The organism is Neobacillus sp. 114 (assembly GCF_030127045.1).
In the GTDB taxonomy this organism is placed as follows: Bacteria; Bacillota; Bacilli; order Bacillales; family Cytobacillaceae; genus Neobacillus; species Neobacillus rhizophilus.
Map to the genome: position 1 here is coordinate 3427241 of NZ_CP126144.1, position 18577 is coordinate 3445817.

General features: G+C 38.4%; 21 protein-coding genes. 6 read left to right on the top strand and 15 right to left on the bottom strand.

Annotation, left to right across the window (positions count from 1 at the left end; translation table 11 throughout):
* Positions 1–110 precede the first annotated feature (110 nt).
* Entirely contained in the window at positions 111–533 is a 423-nt protein-coding gene (locus QNN06_RS16670; RefSeq protein ID WP_284035490.1) for a hypothetical protein, read from the top strand.
* A 3-nt stretch (positions 534–536) separates the two neighbouring features.
* Here QNN06_RS16670 and QNN06_RS16675 read toward each other — a convergent pair whose 3' ends face one another.
* From QNN06_RS16675 to QNN06_RS16685, 3 genes are all read right to left on the bottom strand, one after another.
* Positions 537–2615: a sigma-70 family RNA polymerase sigma factor gene (locus QNN06_RS16675; protein WP_284035491.1), complete on the bottom strand. Its 2079-nt coding sequence runs from the start codon at positions 2613–2615 to the stop codon at positions 537–539.
* A 43-nt stretch (positions 2616–2658) separates the two neighbouring features.
* Positions 2659–2862: a hypothetical protein gene (locus QNN06_RS16680; RefSeq protein ID WP_217036977.1), complete on the bottom strand. Its 204-nt coding sequence runs from the start codon at positions 2860–2862 to the stop codon at positions 2659–2661.
* A 411-nt stretch (positions 2863–3273) separates the two neighbouring features.
* The gene (locus QNN06_RS16685) at positions 3274–4875 is read right to left on the bottom strand and encodes a catalase (RefSeq protein WP_284035492.1); all 1602 of its coding nucleotides are present in this window, start codon (positions 4873–4875) and stop codon (positions 3274–3276) included.
* 229 nt (positions 4876–5104) lie between these two features.
* Between QNN06_RS16685 and QNN06_RS16690 the strand changes: the two genes are divergently transcribed.
* From QNN06_RS16690 to QNN06_RS16700, 3 genes are all read left to right on the top strand, one after another.
* Entirely contained in the window at positions 5105–5323 is a 219-nt protein-coding gene (locus QNN06_RS16690; RefSeq protein ID WP_213119627.1) for a DUF1659 domain-containing protein, read from the top strand.
* 150 nt (positions 5324–5473) lie between these two features.
* Positions 5474–5692, top strand: coding sequence for a DUF2922 domain-containing protein (locus QNN06_RS16695; protein ID WP_213119626.1), 219 nt, complete (start codon positions 5474–5476; stop codon positions 5690–5692).
* Between the two features lie 89 nt (positions 5693–5781).
* Complete coding sequence (locus QNN06_RS16700; protein WP_481819220.1) at positions 5782–5925, top strand: YvrJ family protein; 144 nt, start codon at positions 5782–5784, stop codon at positions 5923–5925.
* A gap of 388 nt (positions 5926–6313) precedes the next feature.
* Here QNN06_RS16700 and QNN06_RS16705 read toward each other — a convergent pair whose 3' ends face one another.
* Positions 6314–6856, bottom strand: a complete 543-nt coding sequence (locus tag QNN06_RS16705) for a TetR/AcrR family transcriptional regulator (RefSeq protein WP_284035493.1) — start codon at positions 6854–6856, stop codon at positions 6314–6316.
* A gap of 176 nt (positions 6857–7032) precedes the next feature.
* On the opposite strand from QNN06_RS16705, the gene QNN06_RS16710 reads away from it, so the two are divergent.
* Both QNN06_RS16710 and QNN06_RS16715 read left to right on the top strand, forming a co-directional pair.
* A complete protein-coding gene (locus QNN06_RS16710) occupies positions 7033–7965 on the top strand; it encodes a DsbA family oxidoreductase (protein ID WP_284035494.1) in 933 nt (310 codons plus the stop codon).
* A 13-nt stretch (positions 7966–7978) separates the two neighbouring features.
* Positions 7979–8284, top strand: coding sequence for a monooxygenase (locus QNN06_RS16715; protein ID WP_284035495.1), 306 nt, complete (start codon positions 7979–7981; stop codon positions 8282–8284).
* A gap of 86 nt (positions 8285–8370) precedes the next feature.
* Here the strand turns inward: QNN06_RS16715 and QNN06_RS16720 are convergent, their stop codons facing one another.
* From QNN06_RS16720 to QNN06_RS16770, 11 genes are all read right to left on the bottom strand, one after another.
* Positions 8371–9063, bottom strand: coding sequence for an aspartate/glutamate racemase family protein (locus QNN06_RS16720; protein WP_284035496.1), 693 nt, complete (start codon positions 9061–9063; stop codon positions 8371–8373).
* Between the two features lie 91 nt (positions 9064–9154).
* Complete coding sequence (locus tag QNN06_RS16725) at positions 9155–9553, bottom strand: ester cyclase (RefSeq protein ID WP_284035497.1); 399 nt, start codon at positions 9551–9553, stop codon at positions 9155–9157.
* A 350-nt stretch (positions 9554–9903) separates the two neighbouring features.
* A complete protein-coding gene (locus tag QNN06_RS16730) occupies positions 9904–10275 on the bottom strand; it encodes an SDR family oxidoreductase (protein ID WP_284035498.1) in 372 nt (123 codons plus the stop codon).
* The gene (locus QNN06_RS16735; RefSeq protein WP_213119800.1) at positions 10223–10516 is read right to left on the bottom strand and encodes an SDR family NAD(P)-dependent oxidoreductase; all 294 of its coding nucleotides are present in this window, start codon (positions 10514–10516) and stop codon (positions 10223–10225) included. The genes QNN06_RS16730 and QNN06_RS16735 overlap by 53 nt, the downstream gene beginning before the upstream one ends.
* A 173-nt stretch (positions 10517–10689) precedes the next feature.
* Complete coding sequence (locus tag QNN06_RS16740; RefSeq protein ID WP_284035499.1) at positions 10690–12237, bottom strand: long-chain-fatty-acid--CoA ligase; 1548 nt, start codon at positions 12235–12237, stop codon at positions 10690–10692.
* A gap of 114 nt (positions 12238–12351) precedes the next feature.
* Positions 12352–13647: an MFS transporter gene (locus QNN06_RS16745; RefSeq protein ID WP_213119617.1), complete on the bottom strand. Its 1296-nt coding sequence runs from the start codon at positions 13645–13647 to the stop codon at positions 12352–12354.
* A gap of 19 nt (positions 13648–13666) precedes the next feature.
* A complete protein-coding gene (locus QNN06_RS16750) occupies positions 13667–15361 on the bottom strand; it encodes a thiamine pyrophosphate-binding protein (protein ID WP_213119616.1) in 1695 nt (564 codons plus the stop codon).
* 147 nt (positions 15362–15508) lie between these two features.
* The gene (locus tag QNN06_RS16755; protein ID WP_213119615.1) at positions 15509–15628 is read right to left on the bottom strand and encodes a ferredoxin; all 120 of its coding nucleotides are present in this window, start codon (positions 15626–15628) and stop codon (positions 15509–15511) included.
* A gap of 216 nt (positions 15629–15844) precedes the next feature.
* Positions 15845–16546, bottom strand: a complete 702-nt coding sequence (locus tag QNN06_RS16760) for an LrgB family protein (protein ID WP_213119614.1) — start codon at positions 16544–16546, stop codon at positions 15845–15847.
* 9 nt (positions 16547–16555) lie between these two features.
* Positions 16556–16951: a CidA/LrgA family protein gene (locus QNN06_RS16765; protein WP_213119613.1), complete on the bottom strand. Its 396-nt coding sequence runs from the start codon at positions 16949–16951 to the stop codon at positions 16556–16558.
* A gap of 436 nt (positions 16952–17387) precedes the next feature.
* Positions 17388–18365 carry an MBL fold metallo-hydrolase gene (locus QNN06_RS16770; protein ID WP_249366816.1) on the bottom strand — a complete coding sequence of 326 codons (978 nt, stop codon included), beginning with the start codon at positions 18363–18365 and terminating at the stop codon, positions 17388–17390.
* Between the last annotated feature and the right edge of the window lie 212 nt (positions 18366–18577).

Here is an 18577-nt window from a genome sequence, read left to right on the forward strand (position 1 = left end):
AGTTCTTTCTTCACCCGTTAACATATCTTTGATTTTAAAATTATTATTTTTTACTTCGTCCTCCCCAATTATAATTACATTACGTACTTTTTCTTTATTTGCTATTTCAAGTGCAAACGATCGTTTCCCGTCATGTTAATCCAATTGATACTGCTGTTGTTTCCTGTACAGAAATGCATACAGACGGAATTAGAAATGCGATTCCTACGAATGTAGAAATAAAGGGAGATACCAGAAGCTTCACGCCGGAAGTTCAAAAGTTACTTGAGAACAAAATGAGAAAAATTTGTGAGGGTATCTGCGATATGTATGGAGCCTTGGTTACCTCTGAAATGGTAGATATGGCATCAAACCCTAAAAATGATAAAACCGCTAGCGTTGTTATGGAGAAAATCTTATCTTATGACCATTCAGTGTTGCAGTTTAAAGCGGGATTGTTGATGGATCAAAAACTTGCGAATGAAGTACTAGAGATTTTAGATTATTCGATGGCTGAAGCTGCAAATATGTATGACAAAACAGGTAAGCGATAATTTTTATTTCAAAGAAATCTTCACAACATCATCCAAATATTTCGTTGTATTATATCCATAAATTTCAAGATTCTTAGGAATCACTTTCTCTCCAGCTTTTTTACCTTCTATCCGCATGCTTTGAACTGTAGCGAAATATTGGGGCTGCTCGATTTCTTCAAATGAGACAGGGGTTACAGCATTCATATCGTATTTTACCCCGTTTTTATCAACGATCACTACTTCAGAATTCATCTCCACTGAGCTGAGCTCATTTTCATCCTCAACCACAATATTAAAGTTAAGCGCCTCAAATGCTCGATTCTCGATTTCATTATTGCTTATGACAATCACGGTAGGCTGTCCAACTTCCAGCTTGTCGATGGAGATTGTACTGCCTGCATATTCAAAGGTTTGAGGGTATTCCAGAGACGCATCCAGCTCAATGGATTTTTGGTCTTCAACAGCTATATTAATAAATCCGAATTGAACGTTAATCTCTTTTGGTTCTTCTCCATAAAGTGGGGCAAAGTTTGTTTGAAAAGTACTCCAATTCAGGTCTTGATGTGAATCCAAAAAAGAGCCGCCATATCTATCAGCTTTCAATTTTTTATTGTTCACTTCGATATTGTCAATATTAAGAACTTCTATCCGCTTCTTTGGCTGCACATTATTAATAGCATATTGAAGAAGTGTCGCTGTTGGAGCAATGGTTAGCTTATCAATTCGAACTGGGATCCCCTCGACAACTGTTTCTCCATCCAACGCATATTCGATGGAGGACTGCTTTGTTACAGGAATCTCGAAGTTCCACTCCCCTGTTGCATTTTCCATATTCTCATACCCATTAAAACCATGCTTGTCAGATGAATCACGTAACAATTTCTGAAGTTTTGTAATCTTCAGCTTGATGGTCCCGTTATCCTTTGTCAGTGGCCGCAAACTGATCTTTCCTTGATACACGTTCTTTTCTTTATTATTTATATCCGATTTAAGGTCAGGTGGATAGTACCTTGGATTTGTTTCACGACTCATGATTTCATATTCGTTCTCCACAAAAACCCCATCATCGTAATTCATCATATATTGGTTTTCTTCATCCATATCTTCTATTTCATAAAAAACAAGCGTCTGAACATCATCAGCAATCGCGCCTTTAATTCTAATTTTCACCCCATCGCTTTCCGCTTCCAGGTTTAGCCTATCACCCAGGTCATGTTGCAAAAAGGCACGCAACTCTTGATTTTCTTCAGTCCAAGAATAGTAGAGGTTGGTAATGGTCCCTGTAAAAACTTCTAGACCTAGTAACAACACTAAAACACCAGCAATAACAATCCCTATTCTTCTCCGTTTCTTGGTCTTCAATTGTCTGTGCTTTTCTTTTTCAACCAGCCTTGCTTTGACGTTCCCTAAGAAATCAGATGGAACACAGAAATCCTCCATCCTTTCAGTAAGGTTTAACATCGTTAACATAACATCCTGAAAGGCAGTTAAATCCTCCTGACAGACTTGACAATGATAAATATGTATCTCGAAATCAATCTTTTTCGACCGTTCCAGGTTTCTTTCTAAGTAATCGATGTAATACCTATGGTACTCCTTGCAGCCATTAAAGGATGACCCGTACCACATTTCTTTTTTTAGTGACTGGATACCAGAAAACAAATACTCTTTCATCTTTTCCACTGAAACTTGGAGAAGATGAGCTGCTTCCTCGTGAGAGACTCCTTTTATATATGTAAGGGCAACCGCTTCTTTCTCATACTTCTTCAACTGATCAAGGGCTTTAAATAAATCCTGTCGTGGTTCACTTTCTTCTAAAGTTTGTAAACTTCCATCGTGAGAAAGCTCCCGGCAGGTATGTATGAAAATGGATGTAACCCATGTATCGAATGATGTTTGATTATTAAATCGAGGTAACTCCTTGTGGACTTTTATAATAGCCCGGTAAAAAAGCTCTTCCATTTGCTGCTGATTCCTAAGATAGGTCCAGCCAAGTGTAAAGTATAATAGTTTATGCTGATCGAACCAATCAACGATAGATTCCACGTTTTTTTCTCTAATCATAGTGATTGACATGGAATCTATTTTTGCAGGGATCATAAATGTGTTTCCCCCTTTTAACTATCACTTGTATTATCAGAATTTATTTACTTTTTCTTTGATTGATATATTTTTGTGTTAGTATTCCTGCATTATAGACTGAAAAAATCATCACAAGGTAAAGTATAAATTGAGAAAAATGGAATTCTCCTTCACCAGTAAACTTTGTATAATTAAAAGAATTGTAGATAAAGCAAATTGCAACTAAAATTGATAAGATGAATTGACCTTTTAAAGATTTAATCATCGTACCCCTCCAATCGTGATTCAGACAAATTCTACGTTTCTAGTAAAAACCTTTCCCCTAAACAACAACCATATTATACCATATTAGGGTTGTTCCATCTCTACACAGATATGTATGGTTGGAAGATTATGTGGATTGCAAAAATCTCACTTGAAAACATCTTTTATACTATTGCTTCAAAATATCCAAAATCAGCATCAAATTGGAAATACAACAGTAAATACAACTAGTTTTTGGTGTCGATACAGAGTACACATGAGCGGATGAAGCTTTGAAGGATATTTCCGACGTCATAAATAAAGCCAACTACTCTATTTTAGGAATAGTTGGCTAATATTCATGCGGAATTTAGGTATTACTGATGATAATTGTTTCAATAAAATCGTTAAGAACTTCTCCATGGTTTAAAAATTAATAAGGATCTGCTTCTTGTCCCATCTGTTTTGCTTTGTGGGCTGCTTCATCTGCTGCTGCGGAGCTGGTATTGTTTGAATCCTTGCTCATTTCCATTGCCTGGGCTAAACCTTCTTTGACTCGTTTTCCATATTCCTCATCCGCATTCGTAAAATATTCAAGCATCTTATCTTGGATTTCAGGCCGGCAGATTTTAAGTGCCTCTACCAAATTACCGATGAGTTCATCCCTTTCCCAATCCTCGAAGCTACGATAGGTCTCTCCAGCTTGACCAAAATCATTGGTGCGGTCAATTTTTTCACGAACCAATTTATCGTTATAGTGCGGTTCATGGACTTTACCTATTTGCTCTGCTTCCTTTAGGCCTCCTATCACGGAAGGCTCATAATTGACATGTGGATTTTGACCAGGGGCGAGATCCACATGATAGGACATTTGGCCTCCGCGCTGATTGGTTGCCACGCGCTTTTTCGGCGCATTAATCGGAAGCTGTAAATAGTTCGTTCCTACTCGATAGCGCTGGGTATCGGAATAGGAAAATGTTCTGCCTTGGAGCATCTTATCATCCGAGAAATCCAGTCCATCAACCAATACACCTGTACCGAACGCGGCCTGCTCGACTTCATTAAAGTAGTTTTCTGGATTTTTGTTTAAAACCATTTTTCCAACTTTTAAAAACGGATATTTGTCTGTCGGCCATAGTTTTGTATCATCCAAGGGATCAAAATCCAACTCTGGATGGTCATCATCACTCATAATTTGAACGCAAAGTTCCCACTCCGGAAAATCACCACGCTCAATTGCCTCATACAAATCCTGGGTAGCATGGCTTACATTTTTAGCTTGGATCACCTCTGCTTCCTTTTGGGTAAGATTCTTAATTCCTTGTTGCAGCGGTTCCCAATGGTACTTAATTAAAACAGCCTCACCGTCTTTGTTAACCCATTTGTATGTATTGACACCCGAACCCTGCATCTGACGGTAATTAGCAGGAATACCCCAAGGGGAAAATAGAAATGTAACCATATGGGTGGCTTCCGGGGTACGAGAGAGAAAATCAAACATTCGCTCAGGGTTACTTAAATTAGAGACCGGGTCGGGCTTAAAAGCATGAATCATGTCTGGAAATTTCATCGCATCCCGAATGAAGAATATTTTTAGATTATTTCCAACAAGGTCCCAATTCCCATCCTCTGTATAAAATTTAACTGCAAAGCCTCTTGGATCACGGGCAGTTTCAGGAGATTCCGCGGCACCCGCAACGGTTGAAAAACGAACAAAAACTGGTGTGCGTTTTCCAGATTCCTGGAACAACTTGGCTCTTGTATATTTGGCAATGGACTCATCTCCTACTTTACCATACGCTTCAAAATAACCATGTGCACCCGCTCCGCGAGCATGTACAACTCTTTCAGGCACTCTTTCACGATCAAAATGAGAAATTTTCTCTATAAAATCATAATTCTCAAGCGTGGATGGACCCCGATTCCCTATTGTTCTAATATTTTGGTTATCTGTTACAGGATGACCTTGACGATTCGTTAAGGAATCAACACTTTCACCAGTCCCCTTCAGTTTTTCCGATTGATTTTCTTTCAATTTCGCTCCTCCATCTCTGCAAATTAATTCTATTTATTTATTTCCAATTCACATTCATGTATGTGCTTTCCATATTAAAGTTTCAAATGGACTGTTTTCATGTTTTTTTCAGGTCCACTGAAAAAGAGCAGATGGACCATCACTTCGAAAAAAATAGAATAAATTTTTCTCCCCCCTGTCCTTTTCGCCTCCAAAAAGCTAAATAAAAGGTGAAAGGAGGTGAACTACGATGGCACAAGCATTATTAGAAGGTTCAAAGCTTCGGTTGGCATTTCAGGTCGACATTGATGAAAAAGGAAATCCAGTCGTAAAAACCAAAACGTTTAGCAACATCAAAAAGGAATCAACTGCTGACCAGTTATTCCAGGTTGCACTAGCCATTTCTGCATTATGCAACGATCCGCTTAACAAAACCGAGCGCAGCGACAGCACTGAATTAACTGCGTAATCAAGAATGATGCACGGGGACGGTTCTCATGGTCTAAAAGCTGTAACAGGCTATATATCATCGAATCTTCCAATCTAACATGGATGTAACCATTTAAAAATTGAGGCAAAAGAACCGTTCCCATGCCTCAAAGAAAGGAGGTGAAAAAGTATGGCAATGACGTTGGAGTTGTTGTTTGGTACGGAGTTTGGGAAGACTGCTCGGATTGCGGTTGATAATCCTAAGGAGCCTGTTGATGAGGCTGCTGTTAAGCAGGCTATGGAACAAATTATTGCTGCGGATGTATTTACATCTGCTAGCGGACGATATGTTTCTTCGAAAGGCGCGAGAGTCATCGACCGCAATGTGGTTGAGTATGAAATTGTCTAAACTTAAGGTAGTCTAGTCAAATTCGATAGTGTTTAGGAAAGAGGCCGGTTCTGAATCCGGCCTCTTTTTAAAAATTGGAAAGGAGGAGAATGACTGTGGATCAAATCATTTCATTCATCAACGAGGTAGGATTCCCCATCGTTGTGACACTTTATCTGCTTTATCGGATTGAATCAAAGCTGGATTTAGTAGTGCAGTCGATACAGAGTCTGCCTGTGCGGATGAAGGTGTGAAGGTAAATTTCCAATCATCATTTAACGTTTCAAGTATAAAGAGGTAGTTTGAATACTGACAGCTGAGGAACCTATAGTTGAATAAGAAAAAAAGCTGCCAGAGTGACAGCCTCAAACTTTAATAAAAACACAGGTTTAACAATAACTCATAAAAATGCAGTTGCAATTAAGATAAGTTCTTATTCAGCTAACCTGTCCAATATATACAGTATTCCAAGGCGTAGTATTTAACGTAAATAATGTTAAATACTACGCCTTGGTTTTCTTTAAATATAATTATTCACAATCTTTTTGTCATACCTAATGGTTTATAGCCTCAGGCTATTAATCAAGGAACCTTCAAACCTCCCATACAGGAGTTTTAAGGCAAAAGAACCGTCCCCATGCATCACTTTATGATGAATGGGATGAGTGGTTTGATGTATTCTTCTGGCGGTACTTCCCTATTTCTTCTCCATTCTACTGCTGTTCCGTAGAGTCCCCAGCTTTGCATGACGGCTGTTTGTTTTAGTGCTTGATTTTCATCATTCGGTTGTCTTTTTAATAGCATTTTGTAAAAAATGATTTCTAGTTGTTCCCTTATAATACGAGCGATGGTGTCTTCGTAGCCTCTGTGGCAGCGATTGGATAAGGAATTTTGAAAATTTGTAATGGCTACGAAGATACTAACAATTGTTTCTTCATTTAGTTCGTTTTGATCGACCTGATCGGAATTCAAATTGATCAATAGGACTTCCGATAGGACCTTTTCTAATAAGTCATATTTATCCTCGAAATGATAATAAAAGGTTGCACGATTGACCATTGCCTCTGTTGTAATATCTTTAATGGTAATATCCTTGAATTCCTTTTTACCTGAGATTTCAATAAACGAATCCATGATTAATTTACGTGTCCGAAGAATTCGGGGGTCCGTTTTTTCCTGTTCCATTCAAAAATACCTCCTACTTTTTCGACAATTTTTCAAATGTGTTGTATATACGATAAATCCAATTATCTATTGGTATTGGTGTTTTTCATTATGTACTACAATGCAATTGTACAACAAATATGAAATCAATTCTAAGTAAGCAACTTTTTTAACAAACACTAAGGAGGTATCTCGAAATGAATGAAAATAATAACATGATTTGTGATTTAGAAACAGGCGTATGTGGTGTAGTTGAAGAGGAAAATATGGAAATCATTGATTTCAATCAACCAAAGAAAACCGTTAATGTATATTATGTGACAGACCCGATCTGCTCCCATTGCTGGGCACTCGAACCAGTTCTTCGCCGTTTTTTAGAGCAGTATGGCCAGCATTTTAACTTCCATACGGTTATGGGCGGCTTGCTGGAAAAATGGCATGATGGCCCCATCGATCCGGCAAATGGCATCTTTAAACCTGCGGACGTGGCTGGTCACTGGAGAGAAGTTGGTGAATATTCCCGCATGCCTATTGATGGATCGCTCATGATTGACAATCCCGTTCAATCATCCTATCCCCCTTCTCGTGTCTTTAAAGTGATTCAAAAAAATCATAACGACGCATTGGCCTTTGAATATTTACGACGTGCAAGAGAAGCCCTTTTCGCCTTTAATCAAAATATTTCAGATGAATCCATTTTGATTGAGATTGTCAACAAGCTGGGACTTGATGGAAAAGCAATTGTACATGAAGCTGAACAACAAACCGGACAGCAATTATTAAATGAGGATTTCATGTTGGCACGAAACCTCGGTGTTCGTGGGTTCCCAACCATTATCATCGTCAATGAAGAAAATAAAGGAGTAAAAATTGTCGGTGCCCGTTCATTGGAAAACTATGCTGCTGGGTTAAAGCAAGTTCTAAATCTGGAAGAACTGCAGCCAAAACAACAACCATCCCTCTCTAACTTGCTTGAAAAAGAAAAACTTCTGTTTTCAAAAGAAATTGAAGTGATGTATGATGTTGAAAAATCGGAGATTAACAGCTTTGTTGGCAAAGAACTTTCACCAAATAGCTATCAAGTGAAGGAAATTCTTGGAGAACTGTATTTTACTACTACTACAAAATAAGGGAGATTAAAAAATGGCATACGTATTACAAGTGGATTTCAACATGAATGGTCCATTCGGGGATGAAATGGCGGAGGCGTTTTCGAATTTGGCGAAAAGTATTAATGAAGAACCCGGCTTCGTTTGGAAAATCTGGACAGAAAGCCCTGAAGCGAATGAAGCAGGTGGAATTTATATTTTCGAAACAAAAGAAACAGCTGAACAGTATTTAGATATGCATTCTAAACGATTAGCCGACTTTGGTATAACTAAAGTTAACGCGAAAATCTTTGCCATCAATTCTAAGCTTACTGAAATTACTAATGGTCCAGTAAAATAAATGAAGAAATAAGATGCACGGGGACGGTTCTCGTGCATCACTTTCGCTATAAGAAATGCTGCACGAGAACCATCCTTGTGGATTTTTCATAATTCTAACGCTTTATTTACTGATTCAATAGCATGGATGACTGTTGTATCGAACAGTGGAACTACAGAATCCTCTCGTTTCACCAGTAATCCAATTTCCGTACATCCTAATATAATCCCTTCGGCTCCCCTGTCCACTAAATTATTGATCACTTTTTTATAATATTCTTTCGAGGTTTGCTTGATCGTACCTACACATAATTCATCATAAATGACACTATTTATTCGATCAATCTCCTCATTATCTGGTATTAATACCTTTATCCCATTTTCCATAATCCTAGATTTGTAAAAGTCATCTACCATAGTATACTTAGTGCCAAGTAACCCAATTCTATTTAGCTTCATATTCTGTATTTGTTTTACGGTTGCATCTGCTATATGGAGAATCGGTATAGTTATTTTTTCGTAAATATAATTGATGACCTTGTGCATAGTGTTGGTGCAAATCACAATGAAATCTGCTCCTGCTTTTTCCAAGGACAAAGCGGCTTCAGCCAAGGCGAGCCCCGCAGATTCCCATTCTCCACTAGCCTGGTAACGTTCAATTTCATCAAAATCAACACTGTATAAAATGCACTTTGCCGAATGTAATCCGCCCAATTGGCGCTTAACTTCCTCATTGATGATTCGGTAATATTCTATGGAAGACTCCCAACTCATTCCGCCTATTAAACCGATTGTTTTCAAATGCTTCTCCTCCATTTAATAGATAAGTAATCAAATTGTTTTCTTAATTCTCCCTATTCCGTTAGCTTCTTAGCTATGTTCCATTTTGCTTCTAGTTTTCGAAAGTTTCATGAGTTCCCTTTGGAAGTGCATCTAATTGATACAGCACATTTGCATCTGACAACTCGCACCAAAGCTCTTTAACCTTTTTTCCCTCAAAATAATAGATCATCATGCCAGTTTCCTTAACCCTTTGATTTGTAGAAGGGATATTAAACCAGCCTCCTTTATATGTGCTGAAACCTGTATATCTTACAACCAGCTTATTATCTTGTTCAATTAAGTCGTTTATTTCCCATTGATCGTCTTGAAAACAGGTACGGTACCACCCCATAAAGTCCTTTAGCTTCTGACGAGTAGAATCACCACTAGACCCATGATAAATAAAATCTTCTATGGTTACTTCATCTATAACGCTTAAATCTCCTTTTGTAAAAAGTTCAAAAACCACCGCTCTACTACTTTCTTTTCTCTGAACTAATCATAATTTGACTCCATTTCTCTCTATCTAAACTTTAAAAACGCTAAATTATTATTTTCGTTACTAATGAAATAATTTCCTTCTTACCCTCACCAGAAAAAAATTACCATAGCGGCCCCATCTTACCTTTTGTATTGCTTGTTATATATCCAACAAAAAGACTAAAAGCCAACTACCAATTTGAGATAGTTGGATTTTAGTCTTTTTTTGATTTTGCCCTTACCTTTTGCGGCGGCACATGCAAAACAATCGTCTATTTCCGGGAGTGAAATTCATCCACATTCTCCCAATCACTGATGCACGAGAACCATCCCCACGCATCACATACCGCCTGTTACACCAATGCCCTCACCTGTAATGGCTGCGTCACCGGCTGAGGCTAGAAAAACAGCGGTTGCTCCAATTTCTGATGGTTCTAGCAGGCGTTTCATCCATTGTTTTCCTAAGATATGATGGTTTAGGGCTTCCTCTACAGTGGTTCCATTTTCTGCTGCTAATTTAGGTAATTGTTTTTCAATTAATTCTGTTCGTACAGGTCCAGGCATAATTGCATTTACCGTGATGCCGTCTTGAGCGGTTTCAAGAGCTGCTGTTTGGGTGAATCCAACGACACCAAATTTAGCCGCTACATAGGCTGATTTATAAGCGTCTGGAAGTCTGCCATTTAGCGGAAGAAATGTTAATGATTCCAATTGTTCCGCGCTCAGCCATGATTTGATCGACCACACTTTTTACCATTTCTTCATTCGCAACGTCGACCTTATAACCCTTTGCATTTCCTAATTTAGCTGCAGCGTTTTCAGCAGCTTCCAAATTTAAATCCAAAATCGCAACAAAGTCACCATTATTGATGAATGATTTTGCAATTGCATAACCGATACCTTGTGCGGCACCTGTTACACAAATGTCAACGCAAAAATTTTTGCCATCAATTCTAAGCTTACTGAAATTACTAGAGGTCCCGTAAAATAAAAAATTAGAAAAACTTCAAAAAGAGTGGCGCGACCGCCACTCTTCTTCTTAGCAAAATAATGTACCGTAATGTTCTCGATAAAAAGCCTGAACTTATACAACATTAGTGTACCAACGTAAATATCTAGGAGGTTTCAACAGTTTACGGTCCTCTCGGAATACTGTTCTTTTATAGTACGGCGAACAATTTTCCCTGTCGGATTTTTTGGCAGCTTTTCGACAAAGTCTACCGACTTAGGTATTTTATAGCCAGCCAATTTATCACGACAATAATCAATAATTTCTTGCTCTTCGACTACTTCTCCCGATTTCAACTCAACCACTGCATGCACTTTTTCGCCCCATAGTTCATCATATAACCCAATGACTGCTACTTCGTACACTTTTGGATGACTTGCAATTACGTTCTCCACTTCTGTAGGATAGACATTTTCCCCTCCGCTGATGATAAGGTCTTTTTTTCTGTCTCCCAGGTAAATATAACCTTCCTTATCCATTCTGGCCATATCCCCTATTGATAACCAATCTTCTCGGTGTGCTTCGCTCGTCGCTTCAGGGTTCTCCCAATACTCATCTAATACTACGCAGATGCCTTTAACATAAATCTCTCCAATCTCACCTACGGGAACTTCATTTCCACTTTCATCCAGAAGACGCACTTCCTGACCCACTACGACTTGACCGACTGAACGAGCTTTTCTCGACTGATCCACAGGTCGCAATAAGGTTACGATACCTGCTTCAGTAGCACCGTAAAATTCATATAAATCTATCCCTTCAAAAAATTTAAGGGTATCTTCTTTAGTTTTTGACATAATTGGAGCTGAACTACTCAAAAGCATCCGAAGAGATGACACATCATACTTATTTTTAATTTTTTCAGGTAAATTCAATATCATAGTAAGCATAGTCGGAACCAACGAAGTAAAAGTAATTTTCTCTGTTTCAATAATACGTAATAACTCTTCTGGATTAAAGCCAGTAGAAGGAAAGACGACACTTGTTCCACCATTCAAAGCCACCATTTGTACGAACCAAGTGGAATTCCCATGGAACATTGGCATTATTAACAGCATTTTATCTGTACAATTAATTCCCCCAAATTCCTTGGAGAACACGAAATGATTTGTTACCAGTTTCCGGTGAGTAATCACTGCTCCCTTTGGAAATCCCGTCGTACCGGAAGTATATCCTATTAAAAGAGGATCGTTTTCTCTAACATCCACCTCGGGATTATCTGATGATGAGGATCTTAAACACTCATCATAATTAATGCCTTTACCCTCTTCACCTAAACCTACATAATGTGCAAGACTAGGTGTATCTTCTTTAATCTCTTCGACTATTTCAGAAAAGGATTCTTCGTATATAATCGCCTTAGCTCTAGAGTTATTAATTACATACTTAACCTCCGTGGCAGTAAAACGAAAATTTACCGGAACCACAATAATACCTGCCTTGGCCAAACCATGGTGTACCTCAAGCCATTCTGCACGATTGTAAAACAAAACTGCACAACGATCCCCTTTTTTCAGTCCCATATTCATCAAGGCATTAGCTAATCGATTAGCTCTTTCTTCTACTTCAGCATAGGTATATCTCGTCTCACCAAAAATTATTGCCGTTTTGTTAGAGTATTTTGCAGCAGTAATAGATAGTAATTTTCCAAGTGTGAATTCCATTATGAACCCCCCTCACATTTATACTCTATTAGAGACCCGAAATCTTATATCTTCAAGGTTTTCGGGTCCACCCATTATTGATAATTTAGAATTAAAAATTCACTAAGAGGTTAACTACAATGAAGGCGGTTTCATATAACTTTGTTCCAAACTTTTACTATCTCTATTTGTTGAAAAACTTAATAATACGGATAATAGGGCAGCAAGAAGCATTCCAAAACCTAGTATATAAAACCCAGAACCAACATTTGAACCGTCACTAGCTAAGGCTACAATTGGTGGACCAATGACCCCACCAAAATTGCCAAATAAATTTATGAAACCATTATGCGAACCCGTGTGTTCTGGGGGGATATTATCCAAACACCAAGCCCACCACGCCCCAAATGGTGTATAAATCCCAATCGCACTTATGCAAAGCAAGAGGTAACTCAAAACCGGATCATGGATAAAATGACTCACTAAAAGCGCTGTTCCACCTAGTGTAAGTGGCCGAATTACATATTTTCCACGAGTCATATTCCTATCAGAAAGTCGTGAATTCAAAAACATCGCAATAGCACCCAGTAGTGGTGGGATGGCACTTAACATTCCTACGGTTGTTAGCGTGCCGCCGTTTATTGACTTTACCACTGTAGGCAGCCACAACCCATATGCGTATAATCCTGTCAACCAAAATAGGTAAATTAAACCGAGGACCCACAGACGGGATGACAGTATGGATTTTATAAAGGGTTGTTTTTGAGTAGGACCATCATTTATTTGAATACCCCTATTGTTAAGAATGAACTCTCGTTCTTTCTCAGAAAGCCTTTTATCCTCCATGGGGTCGTCAGCTAATAGGAAGATTGCAAATACCGCTAAGAGTATTGGGGGCAGGGCTTGTAGGAAAAACATCATTTTCCAATCCCATGTATCAATCATCCAACCTGCCAATGGAGACAAAATAACACTGGATAAAGGAATGGCTAAAAGGAATAATCCTGAGATTTGTGCACGTTCATTTACTGGAAACCATTTAATTGTCAAAACCATGAATGAGGGCCACATAGCACCTTCTGCCAATCCCAACAAAAACCGAACAGCTACTAGACTCTCATTTGACTGCATGAATCCAGTCAAGCAGCTGAAAATCCCAAAGAACGTCGACGCAGTAATAATAACCCACTTTGCACTAAATCGTTGGGCGATCCATCCTCCTGGCATTTGCGTTAAAATATAACCCCAAAAGAACGCCGACAACAATAAGCCCATTTCTTTTGATGTAAGACCCAATTCACTAGTCATGCTTGGTGCAGCCATTCCGATATTCGACCGATCTATAAAAGCAAATAAATATACTAGGAACAAGAACAATCCTATACGGTACCATCTGGTTTTTGGTGGTTGGTTACCTGATTTCAATCGCATATCATTCCCTTCGATAAGGTTATTCAGTTACACTTTTATAGTTAATAGGTTGATCCTCTGGAACTTGGGCAAGCCCCCTTGCCAAGTCGGGAGAAACGACATTTGCATCCGTTTCTACATTAACCAGCGCTGGAACACCGGCTTCGATAGATCTTTGCAGAGCATCTGGTAACTGCGACAGCTCTGTCACCCATTCTCCATGTCCCCCGAATGCTTCCATAATTAAGTCGTAGCGCGTACGATTTAAAGTAGTTCCAACTGTGTATTCTGGACCAAAGTCTAATTCCATTGCCTTTCTTTCAATATTCCAGCCTCCATTGTTACTAACAACGATTACGATTGGAATTTGGTGTCTCACTGCAGTGTCTAATTCGGATAAGGTAAATCCTAATGAGCCATCTCCAACTACCAATATTACTGGTGATTCTGGACGGGCAATTTTGGCAGCTATAGCTGCAGAAATGCCAATACCAATTGTGCCTAATGCTCCAGGATCTACGTAATGTCCTGGCAAGTCACGACCAAACGCAAGCCTGCCATAGGAAAGGATATCTCCGCCATCAGCAACTAAGGTTGTATCTTTCGTCAAATACTTATTTACTTCGTAACAAAGTCGAAGCGGATGGATCGGCGAAGATGTCAACTCGGCTGCTTGTCGATCTAATCGATCCCTGTTATCGCGATCCTTCTTTTGCAATTTCTGTACCCATGAAGTAAACTGTTTAGATACATTAGGATGATCTTGTAATGCCATATCTAGTTCCAAGAGAAATTTTCGAACGTCACTAATCACAGGTACATCAATAGGACGAGTTCGGGCGATTTCAGTTGGATCCGTATCTACCTGAACGAATATAGAATCTTTTGAGAACCGCGGCTCATAACCATAGCCTAAAATAAAGTTAAGTCGTGCACCGAGAATAATAACTACATCCGCAGTTGCCATTGCGAGCGAACGTGCTGCTCCTACATGCAATGGATGTGTATCTGGAAACACACCTTTGTTCAGAGATGTCGTCAAAACAGGTACTCCATGGCGCTCTGCAAAATCGATCAATGCTTCGTGAGCACCAGAAAAGAATGTACCACCTCCGGCAATAATTAATGGTCTCTCTGCATTCCTCAGAATAGATGTCACTTTTTGGACAGCAGACAGATCAGGAGCTGGTGGGTCCACGACTAATGTGTCACTTACCTGTTCCAACCACTTTGGATCTGCCTCGGCTTTAAATACACTTGTCGGTATATCTAAGAAAACAGGTCCTGGCTTTCCACTACTCGTTGTTTGAAACGCTCTATTAACCCACATAGGGATTTTCTTTGTTTCAAAAATGAGTTCCGCAAATTTTGTAATTGGCTTCATAATACCCGCTTGATCAATTTCCTGCATCGCGCCCATTCCCATTTGAGGAATAGGTGCATGTGCTCCAATTACCACCATAGGTGTGGCAGCCTGAAAAGCTGTAGCAACACCGGTTGTTGTATTTGTTACTCCAGGGCCAGCCGTTGCTAATACAACAGCAGGTTGTCCCGTAAGACGAGCCCATGCATACGCCATATGAGCGGCAGCTTCCTCATGCCGTACATCAACAATACGGATTCCATAGTCAATCAACGCCTTGTATACCAAACTAATGTGTCCACCATTAAGTGAAAAGACCTGTCGTACTCCCTTTTTATAGAGAGCCGCAACAAGCAGCTCAGCTCCATTCATGAATTTTCCCTCCAAAGTTTATAATTAAAATTACATTGATAACAAATCTAGCAAAAGATGAAAAACTAAGTTAAATTTAGTCAACTTCTCATCCAATATGGCACCTGCAGGACAATTCTCTTCAACTTTACAAATTAGCTCTAATAACTAGGGATCTGATTGGTAAACACTCGACTTACCTTCCTTTCCGATTTTAAAAACTTCTGGTGCGATTTCTAAACACATTTCTTTTCCTAAACATACGTTTTGATCAATAGTGACCTTCATGAAGAATCACCTCCTTTCAAGAAAATGCCTTCTTCACCAAGCATTCTTTCTTGCTCTTAACTTCCAATGAAAATAAACATATGAGCTTGTTAATTTAGAGTCGCCGTTTTTTATAAATTTAGAGTTTTCGGATAGTTTTGGTCGTAAAAATACCTTGATGTGTAGTAAGCACTCTCTAGTTGTTTCAGTTCGATCTTTCGAGTAGTATTTGGGCAATTATAAAATAGTCTTAAACCATATTAATAGAATTGGAGTTATGAAGCTTGTAATAGTTCCGGTAATAATAAATGCTATACTGCCAATTGCACCGGTTAATTCCCCCTCTTCCATGGCACGTACTGCTCCTAGTCCATGATATGAAACACCTATAACTAAACCTCTTGAAATAGGATCTTTAATCGAGAAACGATCCAAAAAGTATCCGACAGTTAGAAATCCAAATATTCCCGTGAAAAAGGTTATTCCGACAGTAATGGAGGGGTCTCCTCCCATAATCTTAGATAGTTCCATCGCTATAGGGGTAGTAACGTGCTTCGGTACAATCGAGTACACCAAACTTGGAGGAAATCCTGCAGCGTAAAACAGCCAAAAGTTACTTAAGATTGCGGTTAAGGAACCAACGAAAGTACCTAAGAAGATTGCTTTCTTAAATTTTATTAAAACGGCCACATTTTTCTTGATAGGTACTGCTAGTGAAATGACAGCTGGACCTAAAAACCAAGATATGAGTTTTCCACCCTCATAATAGTCTTCATATGGAAATTTAAATCCTATTAATACAGAGCCTACCATCAAAATGCTTAATATCATTGGGCTTGTCAATAAGGAAGGAATCTTTCCATGTACCCAAACAGCAATGCAGTAAACACTTACGGTTAATATCAAACCATAACCAATAGTGTAAGGATGTATCCCCATTCTTTACAGTCACCCTTCCACTTTTTGGTCATTATTTATTTGTTTTTTATCCTTCTGCATGTAAATGGATGTAATAGCTGTTAAAGACATGACCAATATAGTAGAAATCAAAAACATGACTAACAACATAACCCCGTTATTTTTTAAAATATCTCCGGAATATAACAAGGCTACTCCATCAGGTACAAACATAATGGGCATAAACTTAATTAAGCATTGAGATCCATCTTCAATAAAATGTAGTGGAATAATATCTGCTATCAATAAAATTGCTAGAAGAACCATTCCCAATACACTCGCTGGAATTGGTATATGGATCCAAACAACTACTTGCTGCACCAGCCAATAAAAAATACAAAGCACCAAGATTTGCAAGGGGATTAGAAAAAATTTAAGTATTCTCATACACTTTTCCTTCCAATTAATAAATTATTTAGCTTGTTTATGAATTTTTTACCATCACTGATAATTGGTATATTAATTGTACGTGTACGACCTTTCTTACTTTAATCAGTCTCTTTAATCTTTGAAAATCTTGATGGATGACCATAACTAAATATAAAATGTAGTCTTACCCCTAAAATTTTTAATACATTTACATTTGCAGTTGCAAGTTAACGTGCAGCTAATACTTGAGTGGGATTGAGATGAACCGGTGATCAGGTGACTAGTATAAATAAAAAACAATATTGATATAAGAGAGAATACTCTCCACAATTTGTAAAATGGTAGTTTTCTAATTTATAAGACCATTGAGGCGTAAAGTATGTCCGTTCTTAAGGTTCATCCCGCTTTTGTTGAACTACTGCTCAATCAGGAGAAATTTGTTTTCGAAGTCTTACTAAACCCTTAGATGAGTTTTATCGATTTTTTTGCTGAAATAATCGGCAATACCCATTGCACTAATAGGTAATTCCAGTTGTAAGTAATCATATATTTGATGCGAATCAGGTACTCCTAATCTTGTTAATTCACCTTTAATACGATCAAACATTTGATCAGCAATCCATGTGTGGTCCTTATTTAGTTGTACAGCTTTTTCACCAATTTCTACATAAAGCGGTAACCATGACTTGATTTGTTTAAACACTTCTTCTACATCTGAGGCAACGCCAAAATGTCCAAAATAAATGCGACCTACATTAAGTTTTTTTATTCTTTCAAGAGAATGCAGAGTTCCATCTGGTTTAAATTGATTCGGAGAAGTTAAAGGTAAAATTAATTTAATCCCAAGGTCTGCAAGAACTACCTCGCAGTTCATTCCTAGTGTATCACCCGTAAATATTCCATTACTAACTGAATCTAAAATGCAAAAATGGTGATCACTGTGACCCGGAGTATCAAAGAAAGTCAGTGCGCGGTTCTTACCAATCTGCAATGTTTCGCCATCTTCTTTAATGATGATTTTCTCTTCTGGTACGGGCAGAATTGGTTCAAAAAAACGGTTAAAATCATCGCCATAAACTGCTTTTGCTCCCAATTTTAGTCTAGAAGGATCAATTAAGTGACGAGCACCTTTAGGATGAACAAAAATGGTAGCGTTCGGACAGTCTTGCAATAATAATCCAGCTCCTCCAGAATGGTCAAGGTGAATATGAGTAATTATAATGTTTTTCACATTTCTTGGATCAATGTCTAATTCTTTTAATCCATTTAATATATGAGGCACAGACTTGCTAGAACCGGTCTCCACTAGTGTAATGTCATCCTCAATAATTACATATGTACCTGTACGATTAGATAATCCTAGGTCAAATACGTCGATTAGATGAATACGATTGCCGAGATCATATAATTTATTTAGCATATTTATTTCCATTCCTTTTGCTTCGCTCAAAGTATAAAAGCAGTAAAATTTGTTTGTATCGAGTGTATTATTAATCTAATCAAACGAGGACCAGTGCCAGATAAACATATATAGTTTAATAGTGTGTCTACTTAACCTATTGCTCCACTGGTCCTCATATAAATACTTCCCCGAAGTCTTATTCCCAGATATTCATCCCTTCTGCAAGCGGAGGACGGTTCGTT